At 56.1% G+C, this 20,801-nt stretch carries 23 protein-coding genes; 2 read left to right on the plus strand and 21 right to left on the minus strand.

The genetic code is table 11. From position 1 onward, the window contains the following. Positions 1 to 244: 244 nt before the first annotated feature. The 21 genes from ACVOLL_RS12275 to ACVOLL_RS12375 form a co-directional block, all read right to left on the minus strand. The gene (locus ACVOLL_RS12275; RefSeq protein WP_481513125.1) at positions 245 to 586 is read right to left on the minus strand and encodes a DUF2834 domain-containing protein; all 342 of its coding nucleotides are present in this window, start codon (positions 584 to 586) and stop codon (positions 245 to 247) included. Between the two features lie 209 nt (positions 587 to 795). After that, positions 796 to 1,983 (minus strand): serine hydrolase domain-containing protein, encoded by a 1,188-nt coding sequence (locus ACVOLL_RS12280; RefSeq protein WP_481513126.1) that lies wholly within the window; start codon positions 1,981 to 1,983, stop codon positions 796 to 798. A 36-nt stretch (positions 1,984 to 2,019) separates the two neighbouring features. Further along, positions 2,020 to 2,565, minus strand: coding sequence for a hypothetical protein (locus ACVOLL_RS12285; protein ID WP_481513127.1), 546 nt, complete (start codon positions 2,563 to 2,565; stop codon positions 2,020 to 2,022). Positions 2,566 to 2,988: 423 nt separating this feature from the next. Further along, positions 2,989 to 3,372: a zf-TFIIB domain-containing protein gene (locus ACVOLL_RS12290; protein ID WP_481513128.1), complete on the minus strand. Its 384-nt coding sequence runs from the start codon at positions 3,370 to 3,372 to the stop codon at positions 2,989 to 2,991. Between the two features lie 800 nt (positions 3,373 to 4,172). Beyond that, positions 4,173 to 4,538, minus strand: coding sequence for a hypothetical protein (locus ACVOLL_RS12295; protein WP_481513129.1), 366 nt, complete (start codon positions 4,536 to 4,538; stop codon positions 4,173 to 4,175). A 181-nt stretch (positions 4,539 to 4,719) separates the two neighbouring features. Further along, positions 4,720 to 5,166 carry a hypothetical protein gene (locus ACVOLL_RS12300; RefSeq protein WP_481513130.1) on the minus strand — a complete coding sequence of 149 codons (447 nt, stop codon included), beginning with the start codon at positions 5,164 to 5,166 and terminating at the stop codon, positions 4,720 to 4,722. A gap of 397 nt (positions 5,167 to 5,563) precedes the next feature. Then, positions 5,564 to 6,010 carry a DUF6678 family protein gene (locus ACVOLL_RS12305; protein ID WP_481513131.1) on the minus strand — a complete coding sequence of 149 codons (447 nt, stop codon included), beginning with the start codon at positions 6,008 to 6,010 and terminating at the stop codon, positions 5,564 to 5,566. A 58-nt stretch (positions 6,011 to 6,068) separates the two neighbouring features. Beyond that, on the minus strand, positions 6,069 to 6,446 hold the full coding sequence (locus ACVOLL_RS12310; protein WP_481513132.1) for a hypothetical protein: 378 nt from the start codon (positions 6,444 to 6,446) through the stop codon (positions 6,069 to 6,071). A 58-nt stretch (positions 6,447 to 6,504) separates the two neighbouring features. After that, positions 6,505 to 7,266, minus strand: coding sequence for a hypothetical protein (locus ACVOLL_RS12315; RefSeq protein WP_481513133.1), 762 nt, complete (start codon positions 7,264 to 7,266; stop codon positions 6,505 to 6,507). A 64-nt stretch (positions 7,267 to 7,330) separates the two neighbouring features. After that, positions 7,331 to 7,774 carry a hypothetical protein gene (locus ACVOLL_RS12320; protein WP_481513134.1) on the minus strand — a complete coding sequence of 148 codons (444 nt, stop codon included), beginning with the start codon at positions 7,772 to 7,774 and terminating at the stop codon, positions 7,331 to 7,333. Between the two features lie 79 nt (positions 7,775 to 7,853). Next, on the minus strand, positions 7,854 to 8,285 hold the full coding sequence (locus ACVOLL_RS12325; RefSeq protein ID WP_481513135.1) for a DUF695 domain-containing protein: 432 nt from the start codon (positions 8,283 to 8,285) through the stop codon (positions 7,854 to 7,856). 30 nt (positions 8,286 to 8,315) lie between these two features. Continuing rightward, entirely contained in the window at positions 8,316 to 8,870 is a 555-nt protein-coding gene (locus ACVOLL_RS12330; protein ID WP_481513136.1) for a hypothetical protein, read from the minus strand. Positions 8,871 to 8,963: 93 nt separating this feature from the next. Further along, entirely contained in the window at positions 8,964 to 9,521 is a 558-nt protein-coding gene (locus ACVOLL_RS12335) for a DUF3916 domain-containing protein (protein WP_481513137.1), read from the minus strand. A 742-nt stretch (positions 9,522 to 10,263) separates the two neighbouring features. After that, entirely contained in the window at positions 10,264 to 11,100 is an 837-nt protein-coding gene (locus ACVOLL_RS12340; protein WP_481513175.1) for an IS3 family transposase, read from the minus strand. Next, positions 11,070 to 11,426 carry a transposase gene (locus ACVOLL_RS12345; protein WP_481513138.1) on the minus strand — a complete coding sequence of 119 codons (357 nt, stop codon included), beginning with the start codon at positions 11,424 to 11,426 and terminating at the stop codon, positions 11,070 to 11,072. Before ACVOLL_RS12345 ends, ACVOLL_RS12340 begins: the two co-directional genes overlap by 31 nt. A 425-nt stretch (positions 11,427 to 11,851) precedes the next feature. After that, positions 11,852 to 12,484 (minus strand): DUF998 domain-containing protein, encoded by a 633-nt coding sequence (locus ACVOLL_RS12350; protein WP_481513139.1) that lies wholly within the window; start codon positions 12,482 to 12,484, stop codon positions 11,852 to 11,854. Positions 12,485 to 12,910: 426 nt separating this feature from the next. Beyond that, positions 12,911 to 13,303 carry a hypothetical protein gene (locus ACVOLL_RS12355; RefSeq protein WP_481513140.1) on the minus strand — a complete coding sequence of 131 codons (393 nt, stop codon included), beginning with the start codon at positions 13,301 to 13,303 and terminating at the stop codon, positions 12,911 to 12,913. A gap of 1,037 nt (positions 13,304 to 14,340) precedes the next feature. Further along, on the minus strand, positions 14,341 to 14,637 hold the full coding sequence (locus ACVOLL_RS12360; protein WP_481513141.1) for a hypothetical protein: 297 nt from the start codon (positions 14,635 to 14,637) through the stop codon (positions 14,341 to 14,343). Between the two features lie 398 nt (positions 14,638 to 15,035). Beyond that, positions 15,036 to 15,503, minus strand: coding sequence for a hypothetical protein (locus ACVOLL_RS12365; protein WP_481513142.1), 468 nt, complete (start codon positions 15,501 to 15,503; stop codon positions 15,036 to 15,038). Positions 15,504 to 16,020: 517 nt separating this feature from the next. Further along, positions 16,021 to 16,584: an NMCC_0638 family (lipo)protein gene (locus ACVOLL_RS12370; protein ID WP_481513143.1), complete on the minus strand. Its 564-nt coding sequence runs from the start codon at positions 16,582 to 16,584 to the stop codon at positions 16,021 to 16,023. Positions 16,585 to 18,034: 1,450 nt separating this feature from the next. After that, complete coding sequence (locus tag ACVOLL_RS12375) at positions 18,035 to 18,958, minus strand: LysR family transcriptional regulator (protein WP_481513144.1); 924 nt, start codon at positions 18,956 to 18,958, stop codon at positions 18,035 to 18,037. 108 nt (positions 18,959 to 19,066) lie between these two features. On the opposite strand from ACVOLL_RS12375, the gene ACVOLL_RS12380 reads away from it, so the two are divergent. Both ACVOLL_RS12380 and ACVOLL_RS12385 read left to right on the plus strand, forming a co-directional pair. Beyond that, a complete protein-coding gene (locus ACVOLL_RS12380; protein ID WP_481513145.1) occupies positions 19,067 to 20,578 on the plus strand; it encodes an FAD-dependent oxidoreductase in 1,512 nt (503 codons plus the stop codon). Positions 20,579 to 20,580: 2 nt separating this feature from the next. Further along, the gene (locus ACVOLL_RS12385) at positions 20,581 to 20,772 is read left to right on the plus strand and encodes a hypothetical protein (RefSeq protein ID WP_481513146.1); all 192 of its coding nucleotides are present in this window, start codon (positions 20,581 to 20,583) and stop codon (positions 20,770 to 20,772) included. The last annotated feature ends 29 nt before the right edge of the window (positions 20,773 to 20,801 follow it).

Genomic DNA, 20,801 nt, shown 5'->3' on the forward strand with positions numbered 1-20,801 from the left:
CATGGAGTTGAGCCGTCACCGACGCACACCTCATCGATTGCGTCCTCAATCTTGGCTGCGTCAACGCCGTTAACCGCTACGTACTTGACTCCTTGGCGTATCCAATCTGCTACCAGTACGTCGAAGTCAGGTGGACAGCTTTGCAGTGAATGCAGAACGATCTTGTGAGGAGCAGCCATTGAGTTCCACGGCCGGAGTTCAGCCGACCCGTGGCGGGTCGGTATCAACCACTCCTCAGGCGACATCACTGCCCAATTCGCATGATCGCGCGCTCACGAAATGCAAGAAATAGTGGGAATGCGAAAGCCAAACCAACGCCAAAGCAAAGCACTACATATGCCGCCGGCCATTTCATGCCAACACGCTTTGACTCTCGAAATGCCCAGATGGAAAACACAAGCGCGGAGAAGTAGATGTCAACAGTAATTGCCGTTGCAGCTGGATTGACCGTAGCGCTTTGGAGATAGGGGCCGAACTCGATGCTGCCGCTTCCGACGAAGTGTTGAAGGTTGTAGTACCAGGTCGCGACCAAACCGATGACGGATAAGAGAAGATAAACAGTAACGAGGGTTTTTGATTTGGACATATACGTGCCAACAATGCTACCCAATGTGGTTCAACGCCTGAGTTCAGCCGGCCTACGCAGTGGCGCCGGTGCCATACCGAGCTTAACCTGCCATGTTGCCGGCGTAACGAAGGAAGTTCCGATTGAGTGAACTGTTTGGCGGCGCTACCACATATGGAGACCGCCAGAATGAGTGCAGCAAACAGAAAAGAGGCCGGGGCCTGTTTGCGCTATTGGGACAGCCGATGACCGGCGGAGTTCTCCCGCGCGGCGATTCTCTCAACCAACGTATCGATCGCCGTCTCCATGGCGCGAGCGGTTTGGTCACCACTCTGGTTGGTGATGACGAAAATGCCGAGATCGTACTTCGGGATGATGTAGATATAGCACTGCGAACGGGGTACGCCGCCATGGTGGGCGTAGTAAGTGCCTTTCAAGCGGTCGCCGCTGACGATGTTCCAGAAATAGCCGATGCTGAACTCGGGATCGAAGTTGACCAGCGTACGATGGGATTCCTCTACGGCTGGCCCGTTGGTCAGTTGGAATCTCAGGTACTTCGCCATTTCCGGAACGGTTGCTTTCATGTTTCCTGACGCACCCCAGGGCAGCTGCGGCATCGGCGTGGCCGGCACCGGATTGTCACTGTGATAGCCGGGCGCAAGCCGGATGACATCAGTATCTTCAAGCCGGATTCTGATATCAGTCATCGCCGCCGAATCTTGCAGGAACCCGCGCAGCAGCGACTCGTAGTCGCGTTTGTAGACGACTTCCAGGATATGCGCCACCAGTTCGGTTCCGGTACTGGAATACGAGTACTCCTTTCCGGGCGCGCGGCCAATTTCGACGGCACGCAGGTCCCTGAAGAAGTCAGCCTTACCGTAGTTCGCATAGATGGCATTGAGCTCGCCGGGCGTACGCTGATCGGTGAAGTCGGCGAGGACGGTGTTGGTGCGTTCTGGCAGCATGTTCGGCAAGCCGCTGGTATGCGACAGCAGGTGGCGGACACGGATGGCTTCGTCCTTGTACCGCAGGTTCGGATAGTCCCCTTCCAGATACATCCGGATATCGTCATCCAAGCTGAGCCTGCGCTCCAGAACAGCATTCGCCATCAGCGCCCCGGCCAGCGTCTTGCTCAAGGAGCCGATTTCGTAGAGCGTCGCATCGGTTGGAGGCCCAGGTTTGCTGCTTTCCATATCGCCGCGATGACGGATGATCTCCTCGCCCCGATATACAACTGCGATCGAGGTCGAGTGAAGCAAAGGCTGTTCGATCAGCGTTGCGGCGACCTCGTCGATATCTGCCCCAAGATCTTTCGCCGGCATGGCCGCTCCGGTGCAACCCGCGACCAAGAGTGCGGCGGACAGTGCGGCGCAGTTGAACCACGCCAAGTTTCGAACAAACATCGAAGTCGCTTGCATGCGTCAGTGCTTTCAGAAGAGGTTTGGAAAGGGGTTTTAAGGTAGCCGATTGCCGAGTGGGTAGAAGGCTTCAGTGGTTCTGGATCTATAAACGCCATCTTCCTGGTACATCAACTGGGCACCGCCCCATAGTGTGTCCGGGAATTTCGTAAGTTGTTCTATCTGTGCATTGATGTGCGGGAAGGTGATCAGGTCCATTGCCGCGCTTGTGCTCAACCACCTGATCTCCTCAATTATTTCTGGTGCTTTTGCCTCGCCGCTTTCAACCCTGGCTGAGTACACGAGCCTCGTTGAGATCTCATTGTTCTGATCAGTTTTCAGCGTGAACACTCCCCTCAAGCTTGGAGTGGAAATCCTCAGTCCATAGCTGCCCGCGAGCTCATCAAGTCCTTCCTTGATGGTCAGACGGTTGTCTTGATACCAGCCGGGCGTTACCCAGCGAGTTGAGTTCTTGACTTTGACAACCATCAATTCATTTTTGTCGTTGAACATAAGCAAACGATGGAAGGTGGATGGCTTGGATTCCTCCTGGGCGAAAACTGGCTGGGAGAACAGTGCGATAAGTAGCAGCAATTTCTTCAAAGTAGTCTCCATGGATGTTCTGCGGCACAACGTTGGTACTGAGCTGGCGCTGGGTAGCGCGCTTGGCTTGAGTGAACTTTCAGACACCCGCCGCACGCCATACAAAATAGGCGGTTGCTGATGCTACCGCCAGTGTGCAAAAGCCGATCGCAAACGCTGTGCCAGCTGAAATATTCCGAGGGAGTGGTCGCCCAGAATGGCTCTTGGACGTCTTTCGGTGCATGAGGTCCCAGGGTTCGACACCGTAGTAGCCGAACGAGAAGACTGGGACGACGAGCCGGCCAATAATGTAACCGAGACCATACAGCACGACCTCGAAGGCACCACGGAAGATGATCTCTGTGAGCAGACTTGCGGGCATGCTTTGGGGCTCAACATATGGGCTAAGCCGCGCCGCGAGGCGGCGCTGGCCTGAATGAATTGTCAGCCCTCAGCTGGGGCCACCCGTACTATTCCGAAGATCGCACGGAAGCGCTCTCCAAGGGTCTCTTCCTTGAAGTCTTTGAACTCGCCGGCGTCAAAGAAGACGCCGTGACAGAAGCCGCAAGACTCGTACGAGATATGCGGCTGGCCCGCCACCACTATGCCAAACAGCGGCTGCTGGTCCCTGGGGCACTTGCCTGCTCCGGTGTTGGATGGAACGGTGCTCTTGGGCGAATAGTCGATGCGCTCGGAACCATCGAGTTGTTTGAGTTCCTCATGCTCGAATGCATCAAACCATAGACCGCCGCAGCCGGAGCACCGATCGATCTCCACGTTCTCGTGAACAATCGGCTTTAGTTCTGAGTCGCACTTCGGACACTTCATTTGATTTTTCCATGAGGGAAAGTTGGGGAATCAGGCCGGCTCGCGAAGCGGCGTCGGCTTGAATGGGTTTCTAGGGCACGAGGTAGGGGTCACAGGGTACTTCTGCGGTTGTCGTTCCAGACCCATCTTTGATTTCGAGTGTGTTTCCCTTCCATCTACTGTTGTGAAATCTATGGTCTGCCGTCACCACCCATCCAGAAGAAAAGAGTTCACTAGATGAAAGCAAATCACCTGTCTTGTTCCTCACCTCGCTACGCACAAACACGCCACCAGGGGCGAACCTTTTAATGATTCGAACTCTTAACTTGCGGCTGGGATGGGTCTTGGAGCACTTTAGCTCCAGTTCCAGTCTGAAGTGGGAGTGCTTGACTTGCAGCGCTGCCAATCGAAGCGGCCCTGGGGTCTGTGCCGAACCTTAGCGCCAGATCTACGAGGCTCTTCTCAGCACAATGAAGGATCTCTTCTTCTTGTTCTTCGAGAGGCAAGGCAAAGTACCGCTCAAGGTCGAAGTTTGGGAGTGCGTAGAGGCCGACGCCGAGGCCACTATCCCGGTAGGCATCTTGATCTGGAGCCTTTTTGCTTCCGAGCTCGACTACAACACGCCTTAGGCAGTTGAGTTCGTATTTTGGCGGTAGGTGGTGACGAAGGATATCAAGGACGTGATCGCTCGATTTGCGTAACCGAATAGTTGTCTCCTTGCTCGGTTCTGCCGGCTGAACCATCACATCGCGAGGGTACATTGCCGAGCCCAGAATCTGGAACCAGCCGACTCGCGCAGATGGTTCGACATGAGTGAATTGTTAGGCTGCATCTGAACCACCGTAGGGTGACTGGAACGGCTCTACGAAAAGCCCAAGACTGACTGTGATAGCTCTTGCTTTTGGGCAATCAACTGACACACCAATGTACATGTAGTAGTCATACCCGATGTGGATGAAGAAATCTGGACTTTCCAGTCTGCACCAAAACTCTTCTCGCAACACGCAGCTTACGATCGCTTCAGTTTGCTCTCGCGAGACCTCTGTTCCCTCTCCAAAAGGCAAAGGTGCGCTACCGTGATACTCGAAGCCGCGGATCGTCAGCGAAGCTGCGCCAGACTCACGGAGAAATGCCAACGCACTTTCAATGTATGCGTTCTCGATGCGCTGGTACTCGGCGCTGGTCAACAGGTTTCCATCGAACGACCGACCAATGTCACTGGCCGAGGTCCAGTCGTCATGTAGGTAGGCGCCATCCTGGCCGCGGAACCTAGGGTCGTACTTTGTTACTCGAAATTCGAACATTTCTTGCGCGACCTGATTCTCGGGCTGGGGCAACCTGCGATGCGAGTTCGGCTTGAATGAATTGTTAGGCCGCGCGTTTGCCTAGAATGGCCTCACATGTCTCTCCTTGTGCCAACCGTCGAAGTGCTCCAGAAAATTCCTGCAGTTCTTGGTAATGCGTAAACAACTCAACCCGCACGGAATGCTGCTCCTCTGGCCGGTCGTCCGGTAGGACAGGAGTCGCGAGCCTGACATGGCAGCCAATTCTGCCGGAGCCGCCGACTGGGTAAAAGCAGATGCCCAGGTGCTCCTGGGTAAGGCCTGTGCCGTCCTTTCCCCAGTAGCCGCCCTTTAACTCCAGCGCGCTTTTGAGAGGAAAGGCGTTGCCAAGAGACTGCGCAAAATCAGCTAAGTGGCCCAAATTAAACCAAGCCGATCCCACGCCAGAGAAGCCATTTGAGCTCACCTCGGCGTGAAGTTCGGCAGTGCCATCGTCATCTGGCTCGATTCTGAGGCGTAAGTAATCCGTCATGGTGGCGGAACTCTCGAATTAAGCCGGCGCTGCGAATCAGTGGTCGGCTTGAATGAATTGATAGGGCGCAACCAGCATGCAGGTTTTCCTGCCAAGTGAATTGTGGTCACTGCTGAGTTTGTACGGCAACAACGGTCAATGTGGCCCCGCCAAGCTCGAAGGACTTGCGCCAGACGTGTTTGGCGCACGAGACGGGAGTGAACGTATCCTCGTATGCTATCGTCGCCAACTGCCTGAACAGTGAAGGGTTGAGACCGGGGAGGGCGCCTTGCGGGATGTTTGATGCCCAGGTGGAAGTGAAGCCAGTGAAGTTGCTGTGGCTCCCTTGAGCCACATGACTGGCTCCTTTGTACGTCACGATATAAGTGAAAAGTGGCATTGCGCGCTTACGCCGGAGTTAAGTCGAGCCGCGAAGCAGCATCGGATTGAATGAATTGTTAGGCGGCATTTTCTCACCGTTTCGCAAATGAGCGATGATCCTGATGCTGTCCGGCTCGAGATTGTGGGGGAGATTGAGTGAGCTTGCTAGTTCAAGGACTTCAGTAGCTGGATGCTCGATTTCTATCCATTCAACAGAAAGGATTGGTACTAGCCCCCATTGGCTGTCACAGAACCGGTCAGTTCTATGCGACAAGGTTCCATGCTTCGCGGACGAAACATCCACGAACTTGATGAGGTACGAAACTGAGAGGTGCTCGAGCGCGGCAAGGAGCTCCCGCCACTTTGTGTTATTGAGCAAGCGCGCTGAAAAATCTCTGGCCAAGGTAGCCTTGACCTCTCTCTCTTCTTGCATCAGAGAGGGACGGTAGTTCTGGCCGGCAATGTCTATCCAGATGTCTGTCATATGTAGATGTTGCCTAGTTCTGGAACTAAGCCGCCCCGCTAAACGGGCTCGGATTTAATTAATTATTAGGTTGAGGTGCAGGGCGTTTTAGCGCGGTGTGTCCAACAAGAACGGCAACCAACTCAAACGCAATATACCAAAAGCCAATGCCTGCGAGCGAAATCCAGCCGCCGGCGGCATTCGCGCCGCAGTAGAAGCCCAAGAGGCAGCGACTTACGTGAACTAGGTGACTACCGGAAAGCGCAATGGCTGCGATGCCAGCTGCTGCCAGTAGTAGGAATGCGGCGCAGCGAAATACCCCGGAACGCGTTGCCCACGCGTAGCGACGGAGAACAATGAAGGTCCTAGCAGGAAGGACTGTGACGGCAAAGAAGCCAAATACTTCAAGCGCGTAGAGTAGGGCTTGGATTGCGAAGCCTTCGGCTGAATTTGTCATCGCAACCTAACTCCGGAACTAAGCTGGCCCGCGAAGTGAGTTCGGCTTGAATGAATTGTTAGCCCTCACAGAACTCCGCGATAAGGTCTGCTCTGAAGGGGCTCCCTTGCCGCAGCGCAGGAGTGGCTGCCCGGAAATCGGCGAACTCGCCTGCCTTGAAAGCGTAGCTGAGCATGGCATTTTCGAGCAGCGGCAGCCCGTGAAGTGGGCGGAGGCCTCCGTTGGAGATCTTTACCCCGCTAAGAACAATTCGCTGGAGTTTTTGCAGGCGTTGTAGCGGAAGAAGACTATCAACAACTAGCCATCTGTCTGGGCCGTTAAAAATGGAAAAGTCCTCGATTGCAGACAGGGATGTCATGAAGTCGAGATTTCCCAGGCCTTTCGGGTTGTCCAATGTTAGTGACCTCAGATTGGGTAGTTGGCCAAGTGGGTCGTAGCTTGAAATTGACTTGCTGCTTTTGAGCCTTGTGCCAATCAGAGCATATGCATTTGAGATCGACTCAATGCTTTCAACGCTGCTTTGATAGACAACCAGGATCTCAAGTCCCTTGACTTGAGTCGCCGCATCGAAGATTTCTTGGTTTAGCCGTGGTCCTGCTAGAACCAAGTGCTTTGCCGACATACAAGGGAGCGCCTCCCTCCATCGACCGAGGCGCAGCCGATTCTGTGCCTTTGAAAGCTCCTCTGGGCACGACGCGTTGAAGCTCAGGGTCTCGGCCCCATGGAAATCCTCCGGGTAAACGTAAGGTCCTGAGTGGAGTGCCCCAGAGCGCTCGCGGGTACCGATGTAACCATCGACGATTTCATCGAAAGTGAGCATGAGGGCTAACTCCGGAATTAAACCGTGCCGCGGAGCGGCGTCGGCCTGAATGAATTGTTGGCCGTCAAGGACGTGACTCGCTGAGCTCCTCGAGAACCATCCAGTTCCCCCCGTTGCATGCACCGACGAGCAAAGAGAGCGGGCTTGAGTAGCGCTTGAGTTCAGAATAGCGAGTTGCCGTGATACGTACGTTGGTGCCCTCTTGCTGATACGAAACGTCAGAGTACTTGTTCGTGTCTCCACGTGCCTGGGCTATGGGCATTGCAGCACGTATCAACTCTTTGTACTTAGGTGCAGGAAGCTCCAAGGTTCGTTGCTGCCCATCTGGATAGGTGCGTGTGTTGCGGACGATGGCTGTATCGCAGTACAGATTAGCTGCCGCAGGATCAAAAGCACTCGCGCGCTCTTGGTACTCTGTGAATATCCTCTCCGCAGTTGTTTGATTGCCTTGAGCGAACGCCGAGGATGGTGCAAGCGCTCCAAGGATAACAATAGTTTTCAGTTTCATTGGGCCTTCGGTACGTGTGAGGGAAAACTAGCTCTGGAACTAAGTCGACCCGCGAAGCGGGTTCGGCGTGAATGAACTGTCAGGGCGCTCCCCGGATACCCTGTGCGTATGAGTTGTAAAACTCATACGCGCTATCCGATTCATGGTGTATTTCAATGGGATAAGGGTCGAGCTCTCGGGGGATCGTGTTCAGCACGTTGAGAAAGCTGTCTATGTCTCGGGAAAGGAAAACGTACTCTCGGTATCCAGGCTCGGTGAAGACCATGCACAAGATAGACTGATTGTCTGACTCAATGCGCTCACAGACTCGATCTTCGAACCTCTTCATGGTCTCGGAGTCTGGAGCTGAAGGAGTGCCGACGTTGGTGGGATATTGGAATTCCCAAATCACGTTAAATCTCTCGGGAAAAGAACCGAAGTCGAACTCGGGCTCAATCGTCTTTAGGCGGAGTAAAGACAGTCCGGCTTCTGTCTCTTTTCGTGCGAGAACCCAGCCTCTTTGATCTTCCATGTACGCTCCCTAGCGCTTTTAGCTCTGGAATTAACCCGAACCGCGAAGCGGGTTCGGCTTGAATGCATTGTTGGAGGGTAGCCGATTGACCTCAATCTGGGGTTGCTTTAGCAACTGGAGACTCTCAGCAATGTTGTCTGGCTCTTGGGGGCACAGTCCAGTACCTACTAACTCAGCTCTCCAAAGCTCCAAGCTTGACAGGACGCGATCAAGCAGAAATGCGGCGGCCCGACGGTGATCGAAGTAGCTATTTTGATCAAATTTATCGAAGCCAGAGAAGTCATCGGAACGGATGATTTGAAAGGTCAGCCGCTGACGACGGATAAAGGAATGCTGGCGGAAGAAGTCTTTGACCTGCTTCTTCACTGTGCGCGTCCAGAGGTGACGATGAAGATCTAGCCTTCTATCCGCGATGAGCGCAGCTGTGACGGGAAGCATGTAGTCGACGCAGTTTCCTGACGTCCAGTTGCCGACAGTGGCCTTTACTAGCGCCGTGTACTCCTTTCTCTCGAGCCAGTTGTCCCGTACCGTCTCGTAAGCTTCCTGCATTCGCTGCCGGAGATCTGTCTGGTCACCGAGGCGCATTGCGACGCTATGCTCCTTAAAGAACCGTGCGGTACTCAAGTTCGCACCCTAACGCCTGAATTGAGCCGCGCCGCGATCCGGCGTCGGCTTGAATTAATTGTCAGCTTCCTGCGCCACCTCGCCAAAGTACCAGCGCTCACCAACCAGACGCCAGTCGCTCTCGGGGTCGTGATAGTCCACGGTGAGGCCAACCTCGGAAAAGCCTTCGGGCAATATGAGGCCCCAATCATCCGAGATGCTCCGTCCCTCGACCAGGGTTGTTTGGCCATACTCATTTGAGGAAGGTGAAACGTGCGATAGGAAGTAGTCTTCCGAGAGGTAGATGCATAGTTCGCTAGTGAAGATGTCGGGAATGCATAGAACGCCTGTTACACGGTAGTCGTTGGCTGATGTCGGTTTCGCCGCAGCCAAGCGGGCACACGCGTCAATTAGGCTTTGAGCACAGGTCCTGCGGATTTCATCAGTTGTCCATCGACTCTCGACTAAGTTGAGGTCAACTGGGATCTTCCAATTCCAGTATCGACTCTCCGGCTGAAGCTCGTCGTCTGGTGGGAATCTGGTTGCTACTTCATCTGGCCAGCTTCGAATTGCCCGTAGACGCCTCGCGACGCCTCTCAGCTTCTTACTATGGGGAACAAGTCTTCTGGACACGACTAACTCCGGGATTGAGCCGCGCCGCGAAACGGATTCGGCTTGAATGAACCATTAGGCCCCATTGGAGTGGAGCCTGCGCAAAAGGGCCTCGAGTAGCAACCAGCCACAAACCGGAAGCGACACCAAGAGTAGAAGTGGAGCCCAGAAAAGTGAAAGGCCCAGCCATCCTTGGATGTTGTGGCCATATGCAAAGCATGGCTCGATGAACTTACCGGAGTCCTGGCACCCGAAGTAGTCAAAGGCCCGTATGCCGATCCGCCACACAAGAAAACTAGCCAGTGGCAAGAGCGCGAGCATCAGATTACGGCACACTTGCTTCATTGGCCTAGCTCCGGAATTAAGCCGACTCGTGAAGCGAGTTCGGCTTGAATGAACTGTTAGGCCGCAGCCCGGTGTGTGAGAAGCCAGCCTAGTGCGGAGCTGGCAAGCCCACCCCAAATCACTCCGACCGAAAAGCTCGCTCCGCTGAGGTATGCCACCGCAGCGCCGATGGCCGAGCCAACGAGAGCAAACCAAGCTACCTTGCGTTTGCGCGAAAGGCGCGCGGTCTCCACTGCTCGCTTCTGCCGAGTATCTTCTTGACGTTTCAGGTCCGGCGCCAGAATGGCTTGTGCGATTGCGCCTGCCTGTGCCTGTGCCCTTTCCATCTCGCGAGAACTCCTGATAGCGTCTTAATGTCTGAACTAAGCCGAGCCGCGAAGCGGCTGGGACTTCCTTCGAGAAAGTGGACACCTGTTGGTCAATGGCAGGTGCGCTCGAATTCCGCTGGTGTTTGATAACCAAGTGCCGAGTGTAGGCGCTGGTTGTTGTAAAAATCTACATAGCTGCGGACAGCCGCCAGCAGGGATCCGTCGGTTTCAAATGTGCGTTGGTGGTAGAAATCGGACTTCATCGATTTGTTCCATGATTCCATATGTGCGTTGTCTGTCATGCGACGAGGACGGTTGGCTGACTGCAGAAACCCAGCTTGCTGCAGTCGTTGCCTGAACTCGTTGCCCAGAAACTCGATGCCGCGATCGCTATGGAAGATGGCTCCTGGGATGGGGCTGCGGGTCCGTAGGGCAGAAGCCAACGCGCGCTTTGTCAGCGCCAAAGTTCGTTCCTTTCCAAGCGACCAGCCAAGCAGGCGTCTGGAGCAACGGTCCAGCACCGTGGCCAGGTAGCGCCATTGGCCAGCGACCTTCAGGTAGGTGACATCGCCAACCCACACTCGGTCTGGCTTTGTGTTGTCCACCAGGTGGGCGTGACTTCCTATGCTGGCGAGGAAGTGTTTCAGCCCCGGTCGTTGCTTGTACAAGCCGGCGGAACGTGCGGATATGCCTTCCTGGCGCATCAAGCGTTCAACGCGACGACGGCCGACTATTTCGCCGGTGCGCTTCAATGCAGCGTGCACACGCGGGCTGCCATAGGTGCCTCGGCTTGCTGCATGTACGCCGTAGATGCACTTGGTAAGAGCGTCATCCTCGATCGCGCGCAGGCTTGGCGGCCGGCGCTGCCAAGCATAGAAGCCGGCCGTGCTGACGTTGAACAGCTGGCACATCGTTCTCACCGGGCAGGCTTCTTGATGATGGGCGATGAAGGCGAAGACATCGCTTTTTGTTTGGAAGTGAACGCGATGGCTTTTTTTAAAATGTCATGCTCAAGCTGCAGACGCTCATATCTGCGCTTCACTTCGCGCAACTCCTTGAGCTCCGCACTGATGGCTTGGTCCAACTCGATACCCTTGGTCACGATACGTCCTTCGCGGGCAAGCTTGCGCCAACGAGACAACATGAAAGGGTGGATGTAAAGCGATTCGGCAACATCGGCTACGGAGACGCCCGGCAGCTCGCTCAAGCGTACGGCGGTTGCCTTGAAATGATCGGTATAGCGATAGGTGGTTCTGGGGCCTGGACGGGGCATTGGGATACTCCTGATTGTTAGGTCAGGGTGTCCACTAAAGCGAAGGAACTACCGCGTCGGCTTGAATGAATTGTTAGGTCGCGGCCCCGAGTACAAGGAGAGCGACAAGCCCAAGAAACGGAAGTGCGGCAAGAACTGATGTACAGAGCCCAAGCAAGAACCAGAATCCTCTAGTTGGACGATGACTGCTAGCGATAGTGGCGCCAATAATCATAAGGCCGATGCACACCGTTGGGAGGGCAAAGACAAGCTCTATAGAACGATGAGGCGAAGGGCTGGCGAACCACCAAAGCCATAGCCCCAAGCTACAGACTGCCGTGCCAATTGCAACTAATGCTCCATCACCATGTCTCGCGAGAGCTTTCATAGCGGCCTAACTCCGGAATTAAGCCGACCCGCGAAGCGGGTTCGGCTTGAATGAACTGTTAGGCCAAAGCCCGGCGAGCTTTCTGGCCTGACGAAACGAGCGTCCAGGTGATCAGGACGAGTGATACCGCCATCGCGACATCGAGCAATCGCTGTATCAAGCCTCTCCATAGTGCGACATCCGGCTGGATCATGATCACAAAAACCACTGGAAAGGCACCGCCGACCAAAAGCATAAAGGCGCGGCGCCACTTGAACGCTCTGAATTTAGGGGCTAGCGAGATCAAAGCAATGCCGACACCCATGCCAAAGTAAGTCACGATGGCGTACAAATTGTGCATGATTTGGCTAATTGAGCCCTCAATTGGACAGCCGGCATCACATGGAGCGAATAGCGCAAGGAAGAATGAGGCAGGAAGTGACCACAAGAGCCAGAAGCCTAACCGGCTAGCTCCAGATACTTGAATGAGTGGAGTGGCCGAGACAAGGAAAGCTGACAAGAGAACGGAAGTAACAAGGAAACCTGCATAAGTGAGCGTGTTGGCCTGAGCCGTACCCGTTGCGTTGTACTCGCTCACGAAGTTTGATAGCTGCGAATAGCCGGGCTTTATGGCGCTACCAATAAAATAGAAAAAAATTGCGTACAGAATTGATAAGACCAATAGCAAACGAGTGAGTTGTGCTCTGTCCATGAGTCTCCGATAGTCTATCTTTTGGCCTAACTCTTGAATTAAGCCGACCCGCGCAGCGGGTTCGGCTTGAATGAACTGTTAGGCGGCGGTGGTCACTGACCGAACCCCGGACCAATGCTGCCTTGCTTGTGCAACCCAACGCGAACCGATCATGCCACAGCTTGGGGGATGGAGCTCGCCCAGGAAACCCTGCCGAGCGTTGCCGCCGAAGTGCGATGAAATGATTGCGGCAGGGCAGTGAAGCGTAAGGCGAAGTGTTGAACTTGCCGATGCTAGGAACAGTTGGAACTGCTACCCGGAGCCGACCGGTGACTTGCCGATGTTGCTGCCGAAATAAGAAGGGCCAGCCAACCCAGCACACTGCCGCCTAACTCTGGAATTAAGCCGACCCGCGCAGCGGGTTCGGCTTGAATGAACTGTTAGGCCCTACCACCCTTGGGCCCGCGCAAATGACTCCAGCTGTTGCTGAATTTTTGCCGCCAGTTCCGGCGACGTGTAGAACGCAAGATCAGGAGCGTCTATGTCGTCTTTGAACGCAACCACTACCAAGCGCTGTGTCTGTCCGTCTGAGTCGACGTGGAACTCCCAGTTGCCTGATTGCTCAATTGGCAACGAGTCGATTCTCGTTGCAAGTGCGCCAGCGTCTAAGTTGGAAGTGATGGAGCTAGACAGCTGGTGCAGAAATGGCCCAACTCCCTCCTGGTCGAAGTTCATAGAAGCTTCGGTGAGGCCAGATACGTCAATCGGCGGCGCAGGCGCGGAACAGGCCGCGCTTGAAGCTGATAGAAGCAAAGCCAGAGTTGCGAAGATCTTTCTCATAGGGCCTAACTCTGGAATTAAGCCGCGCCGCGTAGCGGCGTCGGCTTGAATGAACTGTTAGGCGGCGGTGACCCTTACCGCTCCCGGGGCCAATGCTGCCTTGCTTGTGCCACCCAACGCGAACCGATCATGCCACAGCTCGCGGGATGGAGCTTGCCCGGGAAACCTTGCCGAGCGCTGCCGCCGAAGTGCGATGAAATGATTGCGGCAGAGCAGTGAGGCGTAAGACGAAATGGCGAGCTTGCTATTCCGGGAACAATTGGAACTGTTACCCGGAGCCGACCAGTGACTTGCCGATGTTGCTGCCGAAAGGAGAAGGGCCAGCCAACCAACACACCGCCGCCTAACTCCGGAATTAAGCCGACCCGCGCAGCGGGTTCGGCTTGAATGAACTGTTAGGCGGCAACCGCGCGCCACCTGCTTTGTAGAACACCGAATTGCATCTGTGCTTGGGCGAAAGCGTCAGCGACTGATATGTGCCACGTGTCTCCGTTGAAGGAATCGCCCCCAAGGGGCGAAGAGCTAACAAGCAGATACCCTGAAGAGTCTTTGAAAATCCGCAGATGAACGGGAACGGTCATGTCGTTGACGGTGGCAGAAAAGTCATCTACCTCAAAGGTGAGGATTTGCTCCATTTCCGCCTAACTCTGGAATTAAGCCGACCCGCGAAGCGGGTTCGGCTTGAATGAACTGTTAGGGCGCAGCTGCTGTTGCACTGCGCCCAAGCATGTACTTGATAGCATGTGCTTGGCTACCAAGTATGAGAACTACTGGTGCAAACCAAGTTAGCGTGTATTGCCAGAAGTAGCCATCTTTGTGATCAAGGGCGGCCCAGAGAAGGGAAATGACAGCGGAACCAATAAGGGTTGGGAGTGTGTACGCGCGGGTAGCTACAGACCGCGATCGAACCACGAGCCAGATGATGGACGCGATGCTTACAAGCCAAGCGATTGGGAAGATGATCTCGACACCCATGATCTGCGCCCTAACTCTGGAATTAAGCCGCGCCGCGTAGCGGCGTCGGCTTGAATGAACTGTTAGGCCTCATGGCTGGAGATCTCCGACAGCCAATGCGCGCCCCCTGTATCTGCCAACGCGAAGTGCCCAAGAGCAGGGCTGTGGGCGATTGTGCCATTGAATAGCAGCGCATCCCATTTTCCAGATGGGCCTAGCTCCTCTTGGACAAAGGTGAAGCGCGAACCTAGGGCCGAATCAGGCGTTTGGCCCAAGGCTCGAAGGTCATCAAGCGTGCCGTGTACCAGAGCGAAAGAGCGCTCTGCGAGCTGGGAGTTGCCATCAAAGTAGAGACGCGGATGTGCGGTCTTGATCTGCATGAGGCCTAACTCTGGAATTAAGCCGCGCCGCGAAGCGGCGTCGGCTTGAATGAACTGTTAGGCGGCTGTGGCCACTTGCCGCTCTCCGGGCCAATGCTGCCTTGCTTGTACAACCCAACGCGAACCGATCATGCCACAGCTTGCGGGATGGAGCTTGCCTGGGAAACTTTGCCGAGCGTTGCCGCCGAAGTGCGACGAAATGATTGCGGCAGAGCAGTGAGGCGTAAGACGAAGTAGCGGGCTTTGCGCTGCCAGGAGCAGTTGGCGCTGCTGCCCGGAGCCGACCGGTGACTTGCCGATGTTGCTGCCGAAACGAGAAGGGCCAGCCAACCCAACACACCGCCGCCTAACGCCTGAATTAAGCCGCGCCGCGAAGCGGCGTCGGCTTGAATGAACTGTTAGCCATCTTCCCCGTAACTCTCGTTCAGTCGTAAATTATAAATCCTTGCATCGTGTAGCTCACCAATACACAGTGAATCCGGCGTGAGCTTTAGGTTGCCCGAGACCTCTGCGACATAGATTCCTGGCTGCGCCGGATACGGGACATCTGATCCATCAAGCTTGGCGGAGGAGGCGATGATGTGGATGCAGCTCAAAAAGTCACTAGCGTTAATTACTGAGGGAGTAGGCGCTAAGCCGAGATAGGGGGAGCCGACCTTCTCGTGGACGAGATACCCGATAGTAAAAATGCGCTTCTCTGCAAATTTTTCAGGCGACGCAATAAGTGAGTAAATAGATGCGTTGCAGTGGAACAAGATGTCGCCACCGCGCTTGGAGTGGCATTCGTCTGTGCGAGGGTCAGCACAACATCCCAGAGTCGGCGAAAGAGCAATCAGCGCGAATGTCAGGGCGAGGAAGAGCTTCATAAGTTGGCTAACTCTGGAATTAAGCCGACTCGCGAAGCGAGTTCGGCTTGAATGAATTGTTAGCCGATGACCCGGGCAGTGGGGGCGGAAGCGGTGCCACTCCCATGTTGTGGGTGCCCGTAATCAGGCCCGAAGTGACTGCAATGGTACCCCCGTACGCGCCCATGTGTCCGAAGGACTTGGAATTGAACCGGCCGGCGATCTCTACGGTCTTTCCGTCGAGCTGCCTAATGTCGTAGGCCTCCCCATCGGACTCTCCTGGCACGAGCGACAGGCAATTCTTGGAGCCGTCCGGTGAATCGAGAGTCCCGGGAGCTGGGCAGATGAAGCTAGCCTCAAATCCAACGACCGCTGCTCCTCGAACCCGAATCAGCTTGCCGTCAAACCCAGATGGATTGGACAAAATCGTCGCTATGTCGTAAGTCGCGATCAACTCTGCGGGCCCCAGAAGGCTGCAACCCGCGAGGGACATGACTAACGCTGCGGCAACGCTTGCTCTCATCGGCTAACGCCTGAGTTAAGGCGTGCCGCGAAGCGGCATCGCCTTGAACGAATTGTTAGCCTTGCCGACCAGTGACATTGAAACCATGGCCTGAGCAGTTGCATCGTTACTGTCAGAAGTAGTAAGGATAAAAAGAAGCTCATCTTTGTCCTTTGGCCGTGACCAAGAGTACGCCGTCGTGTGAGTGTGAGCGTCGTTGGGGCCTAACCCAGTTGCGTTCTGTGCCTCAGCCACGAGTGGTTCCGGGGCCGTGGCCACTAAGGCCAAGAAGCCGGCGCGAACTTGGTCGGGGTTGGCGCGCTGCGCAAAAACGGCGCAGACAGTGTCGTCGCGGAGTGCAACCACGTATGCGGTGGACGGCGCTACAACGAACCATGCCTTGCCAGGGTTGCCGCCAAGAAAGAACTCTGCTTTTTCGACAGGAGCCTCCAGGGCGTCGCTCATTGCCTTTCGAAGATTGTCCTGCGAATAGAAGTGCTTCATGCACGTGTCCGCGAAAAGGTCATTGATGCCATCCGAGGGTGGAGAGGCCGCTGCAAGAGCCGGAAGAAGTGCCGCAGTTGCAAGGAGCTTTCGCATAATTCGTCTCGGAAGACTAACTCTGGAATTAAGCCGCGCCGCGAAGCGGCGTCGGCTTGAATGAACTGTTAGGCGGCTGTGGCCAGTTACCGACTCCGGGCCAATGCTGCCCTGCTTGTGCAACTCAACGCGAGCCGATCATGCCACAGCTCGCGGGATGGAGCTTGCCCGGGAAACCTTGCCGGGCTTTGCCGCCGAAGTGCGATGAAATGATTGCGGCAGAGCAGTGAAGCGTAAGACGAAGTGGCGGGCTTGCCGCTGCCAAGAGCAGTTGGAACTGTTACCCGGAGCCGACCGGTGACTTGCCGATGTTGCTGTCGAAAGAAGAAGGGCCAGCCAACCAATACACCGCCGCCTAACTCTGGAATTAAGCCGACCCGCGAAGCGGGTTCGGCTTGAATGAACTGTTAGCCCTGGAATTTGCAGCAGGACGTTATCTCAATGGATATTTCAGAAGTGCGAAGCTGCTCCAGGGTCTCAGGCAATATCTCGAAAGAGGGCGACCAACTGAGATCGTTGTCCACGACCACCTCAATGCTGATCCTGCGAGAAACTCCAGGCACATCTAACGCAAGTAGCCAACTGGCGTTGGCAAGAAAGTCGCTGATGGTGGCTCCAGTGAAGGTTTCATTGGCCCCGTAGTAGAGCCGCGATTGAAACCCAGACTGAGTGTTTACGCTACGCCAAGGCTCGTTCTCTCCCTGCACCCATACCAATGTCGTAGGGATCTTATGAGCCTCTACGAAGTCACGGACATTGAAGGATGGGGCGCTAACAGAGAAAAGCGCATCGACAGTGTGCATAAGGGCTAACTCTGGAATTAAGCCGACCCGCGAAGCGGGTTCGGCTTGAATGAACTGTTAGGCATCCTGATCTCGAACTACAAAGGATTCAAGTCTTTGGGCTGCGGGCTGAATTGCTGGGTGTCGCATGACCCATAACTCTCCGAGGAACTGGGGGACGGTAGCCGAGCTCAATGCGCTATTGAGGTTTCCGGCTTTGCTAGCTCGAAGCAATTCGTGCGCGAGACTTAGGACATGCTCCGTGGTATCTGCGGCTGAGGTGCCCAGCTCTGAACCCCATTCCTTCTGGACCGCTGACACCAACATGCCTGCAGCTACTTCGGCTCCGGTGCGTGTTTTCGGCATGCCTAACTCTTAGTAGACCGCCTAAAAGCGGTGTAAAACCGAGTATGCCAACTTTAAAGTCCGTTTTAAACGGAATTTATTGCCTTTGTAAACAAAGGCTTGCGACCTTTGGCGCGGCTTGTGATTACCTTCGCCCTCCGGGTTTAGTGCCGTTTCTTCACGGTGATATCGAATACACCCCTCTCCCGGCGGGCGTATTGGCGCTTGGAATGCCGTGATCGCGATGATTCTTCTTGCGGTCCATCCAGCCCACATGGCGAAACCGGAGTTGACCAAGCGCTCCGCCACGCTTGCTCAAACCCTCACTCCACTTCCCGCACCCGCGCTAACTCCGCCGCATTCCGCAGCGCCTGCAGGAACCTCGCCAGCGGCGCGTTTTGTGGCTCGCCGTCACGCGTGTAAACCATTACCGGCCGTTGCCACGCAAACCCAGGTGCATCCAGCTTCACCCAATGCCCGGCAAGCAACTCGGCCTGCGCCAGACGGCTGGGTAACAAGGTGAGATAGCCGCCGTCGCGGATCATCGCGCGCATGAATTCCGGTGAGCCGCTTTCCATCGTGTTGAGTGGTGGCTCCAGTCCTGCTTCATGGAAGCGCTTGCGGAATGCACCTTCCACCGCACCAAGCCGGCGGCCGAATATCCATGCCTGCTCCAGCAACTGCACTGGGGAGATATCGCGTTGCCGCGCCAGCGGATGACGCACGCTGGCGAGCACTCGGTATTCGTCGTGCATCAGCACTTCGCTTTTGATACGCGGGTCGGGGTCGCCGTCGCCAAAGGTGTGCAGCGTGACTACCGCATCCAGCTCGCGTGCCAGCAGGTTGGGCAGCAGCTCGGGCAGAATGCCGCTGCTGACGTGGATGCCGATCTTTGGCCAATGCCGACGCAGCGCCAGCACCGCAGGTGCGACCAGCGAGCCGGCGGTACTGGGGCCGGTGCCGATGCGTACTTGGCCTTCGGCGCCGGTCTGCAGCTCCTGCAGGCGGTCCTCGAAGCGGCGCACGGCGTCGTGGGCAGGCTGGGCATGTTCCATCAGCAGGCGGCCGACGGCGGTGAGTCGGGCCTCGCGGCTGCCGCGTTCGAACAGGCGGGCGCCCAGCTGTTGCTCCAGCGCCTGGATGCCCTTGCTCAGGGCCTGTTGGGTGCGCCCGGTAGCCGTGGCGGCGCGGGTAAAGCTGCCGTGTTCGACCACGGACAGGAAGTAGCGAAGCTGGCGGAGGTCCATGGCGATATTTGATTACAACCAATGGTTGTGGATCGTACGCGAATTGGTTGGCGGTTGTAGGGGCAGGGCATTGATAGTCGGCTGATCGCAATCTCCCGGAGGGGAACCATGGCCAGTCGCAACGCCGTCAAACAGTGGGATCAGCAGTACGACCTCGTCATCGCCGGCTTTGGCCTGGCGGCCATGTGTGCTGCCATCGAGGCGCACGATCTGGACCCGAATCTGTCCATCCTCATTCTGGAGAAGGCCAATGAGGCTGAGACCGGCGGCAACAGCCGCGTTGCCGGGCAATCGTTGCTGATCACCAAGAACGCCAAGGTGCTGGCCGAATACCAGCGCAAGATGAGCGTGGCCAACCCGATCCCGGAAGACATGCTGGTGCCGTGGTCAGAGGCGATGGAAGCGCTGGAACCGTGGATCCAGGAGCGTGCGGCCCAGGCTGGTGCGCAGTTCATCCACGGCACCGGCTTCTCCGAGCGCGATGCGGTGCTGGAGTTCCCGGAGTTTGGTGCGCGTGAGGCCGTGCATTGCACCGCCACCATCCTGCCGATCCCGTCCGGCGTATACCTCGCATTTCGCGAGAACATCCGCCTGCGTCCACGCATCCAGATCGCATACGAATCGCCGCTCAAGGACCTGGTGCAGGACCCGGATACGCTGGAAGTGTTCGGTGTCATCGCCGAGCAGAACGGTCAGCGCGTAGCCATCCGCGCCAACAAGGGCGTGGTGATGGCGACCGGTGGTTTTGAAGCCAACCTGGACATGCAGCGCAACTACTTCGGCCTCGCCAACCCGGCACCGCTGGGCACGCCGCACAACACCGGGGATGGCATCAAGATCCTGCAGAAGGCCGGCGCCGATCTGTGGCATATGCGCAACCAGGGCCAGTCGGGCGGCATCTGGCCGGGCTTCAAGCCGGAGGGCTTCGTCAACGGCTTCCTGCGCAACTTCTTCTGGCAGAGCTTCAGCTGGATCGAGGTGGATGCGAACACCGAGCGCTTCTACAACGAAACCGCGGAGCTGCAGCTCACCCATTACAAGGAAAAGAAGCACGGTCATTGGGTGGACACCCCGCACTACCGTGCGCAGCCGGTGCATATGATCTTTGATGCCATCACCTGCCAGTACAACAAGCTGGTGGTGGAAGTGATGAGTTGGAACCCGGTGGTGCGTGGCTACAAGTGGTCCGATGACAACTCGGTGGAAGTGGAGAAGGGCTGGATCCAGAAGGCTGATACGCTGGAAGAGCTGGCAGTGAAGATCAACCGCGATCCGGTCAAGCTGCGCGCGGAAGTGGAGCGTTATAACGCGGCTTGCGCGGCGAAGAAGGATGCGGATTTCGGGCGTAGCCCGGAGACGCTTTACCCGATCGCGCAGGCACCGTTCTATGGCATGCGGGTTGATCCGGTGATCGTGTGCACGGGTGGTGGCGCACGCCGCAACATCAAGTCCGAGGTGCTGGACCATGATGGCAAGCACATCCCGCGTCTGTATGAAGCCGGTGAGATGGGGTCGATGTTCTCCGATCTGTACCAGAACGGTTCGTACCTTACCGAGGCAATGATCTCTGGACGCGCTGCGGGTCGTGAAGTCGTAGGCCTTGGCAACTGGGAGGCTTGAGCATGAAGGTCGCTACTCCCGCGATGAAGCTGGATGTGCGCATCAACGACGTGAAGTCCGAAGATGGGCTGCTGGTGATGGACGGTGTTGCGGGCATGTTGCCGTGCAAGACCAGTCTGACTCCCGCCGAGTTTCGGCAGATGATGAAGTTGGCACTAAGGCCGAGTGTGTTGGCGCTGTTGTTCAAGAAGTAAGGCGGAAGCGGTTGCTTGAAGCCTTGCTT

The sequence above is a fragment of the Stenotrophomonas sp. STEN035 genome, assembly GCF_056759935.1.

What these genes read in the sequence shown, in the direction of transcription:
- ACVOLL_RS12320 (WP_481513134.1), bottom strand. Translation starts at nt 7,774, where the DNA reads ATGAAACTGAAAACTATTGTTATCCTTGGAGCGCTTGCACCATCCTCG.
- ACVOLL_RS12300 (WP_481513130.1), bottom strand. Translation starts at nt 5,166, where the DNA reads ATGACGGATTACTTACGCCTCAGAATCGAGCCAGATGACGATGGCACT.
- ACVOLL_RS12325 (WP_481513135.1), bottom strand. Translation starts at nt 8,285, where the DNA reads ATGGAAGATCAAAGAGGCTGGGTTCTCGCACGAAAAGAGACAGAAGCC.
- ACVOLL_RS12305 (WP_481513131.1), bottom strand. Translation starts at nt 6,010, where the DNA reads ATGACAGACATCTGGATAGACATTGCCGGCCAGAACTACCGTCCCTCT.
- ACVOLL_RS12345 (WP_481513138.1), bottom strand. Translation starts at nt 11,426, where the DNA reads ATGCCCCGTCCAGGCCCCAGAACCACCTATCGCTATACCGATCATTTC.
- ACVOLL_RS12275 (WP_481513125.1), bottom strand. Translation starts at nt 586, where the DNA reads ATGTCCAAATCAAAAACCCTCGTTACTGTTTATCTTCTCTTATCCGTC.
- ACVOLL_RS12365 (WP_481513142.1), bottom strand. Translation starts at nt 15,503, where the DNA reads ATGAAGCTCTTCCTCGCCCTGACATTCGCGCTGATTGCTCTTTCGCCG.
- ACVOLL_RS12355 (WP_481513140.1), bottom strand. Translation starts at nt 13,303, where the DNA reads ATGAGAAAGATCTTCGCAACTCTGGCTTTGCTTCTATCAGCTTCAAGC.
- ACVOLL_RS12310 (WP_481513132.1), bottom strand. Translation starts at nt 6,446, where the DNA reads ATGACAAATTCAGCCGAAGGCTTCGCAATCCAAGCCCTACTCTACGCG.
- ACVOLL_RS12350 (WP_481513139.1), bottom strand. Translation starts at nt 12,484, where the DNA reads ATGGACAGAGCACAACTCACTCGTTTGCTATTGGTCTTATCAATTCTG.
- ACVOLL_RS12330 (WP_481513136.1), bottom strand. Translation starts at nt 8,870, where the DNA reads ATGCGCCTCGGTGACCAGACAGATCTCCGGCAGCGAATGCAGGAAGCT.
- ACVOLL_RS12370 (WP_481513143.1), bottom strand. Translation starts at nt 16,584, where the DNA reads ATGCGAAAGCTCCTTGCAACTGCGGCACTTCTTCCGGCTCTTGCAGCG.
- ACVOLL_RS12380 (WP_481513145.1), top strand. Translation starts at nt 19,067, where the DNA reads ATGGCCAGTCGCAACGCCGTCAAACAGTGGGATCAGCAGTACGACCTC.
- ACVOLL_RS12360 (WP_481513141.1), bottom strand. Translation starts at nt 14,637, where the DNA reads ATGCAGATCAAGACCGCACATCCGCGTCTCTACTTTGATGGCAACTCC.
- ACVOLL_RS12375 (WP_481513144.1), bottom strand. Translation starts at nt 18,958, where the DNA reads ATGGACCTCCGCCAGCTTCGCTACTTCCTGTCCGTGGTCGAACACGGC.
- ACVOLL_RS12385 (WP_481513146.1), top strand. Translation starts at nt 20,581, where the DNA reads ATGAAGGTCGCTACTCCCGCGATGAAGCTGGATGTGCGCATCAACGAC.
- ACVOLL_RS12315 (WP_481513133.1), bottom strand. Translation starts at nt 7,266, where the DNA reads ATGCTCACTTTCGATGAAATCGTCGATGGTTACATCGGTACCCGCGAG.
- ACVOLL_RS12280 (WP_481513126.1), bottom strand. Translation starts at nt 1,983, where the DNA reads ATGCAAGCGACTTCGATGTTTGTTCGAAACTTGGCGTGGTTCAACTGC.
- ACVOLL_RS12290 (WP_481513128.1), bottom strand. Translation starts at nt 3,372, where the DNA reads ATGAAGTGTCCGAAGTGCGACTCAGAACTAAAGCCGATTGTTCACGAG.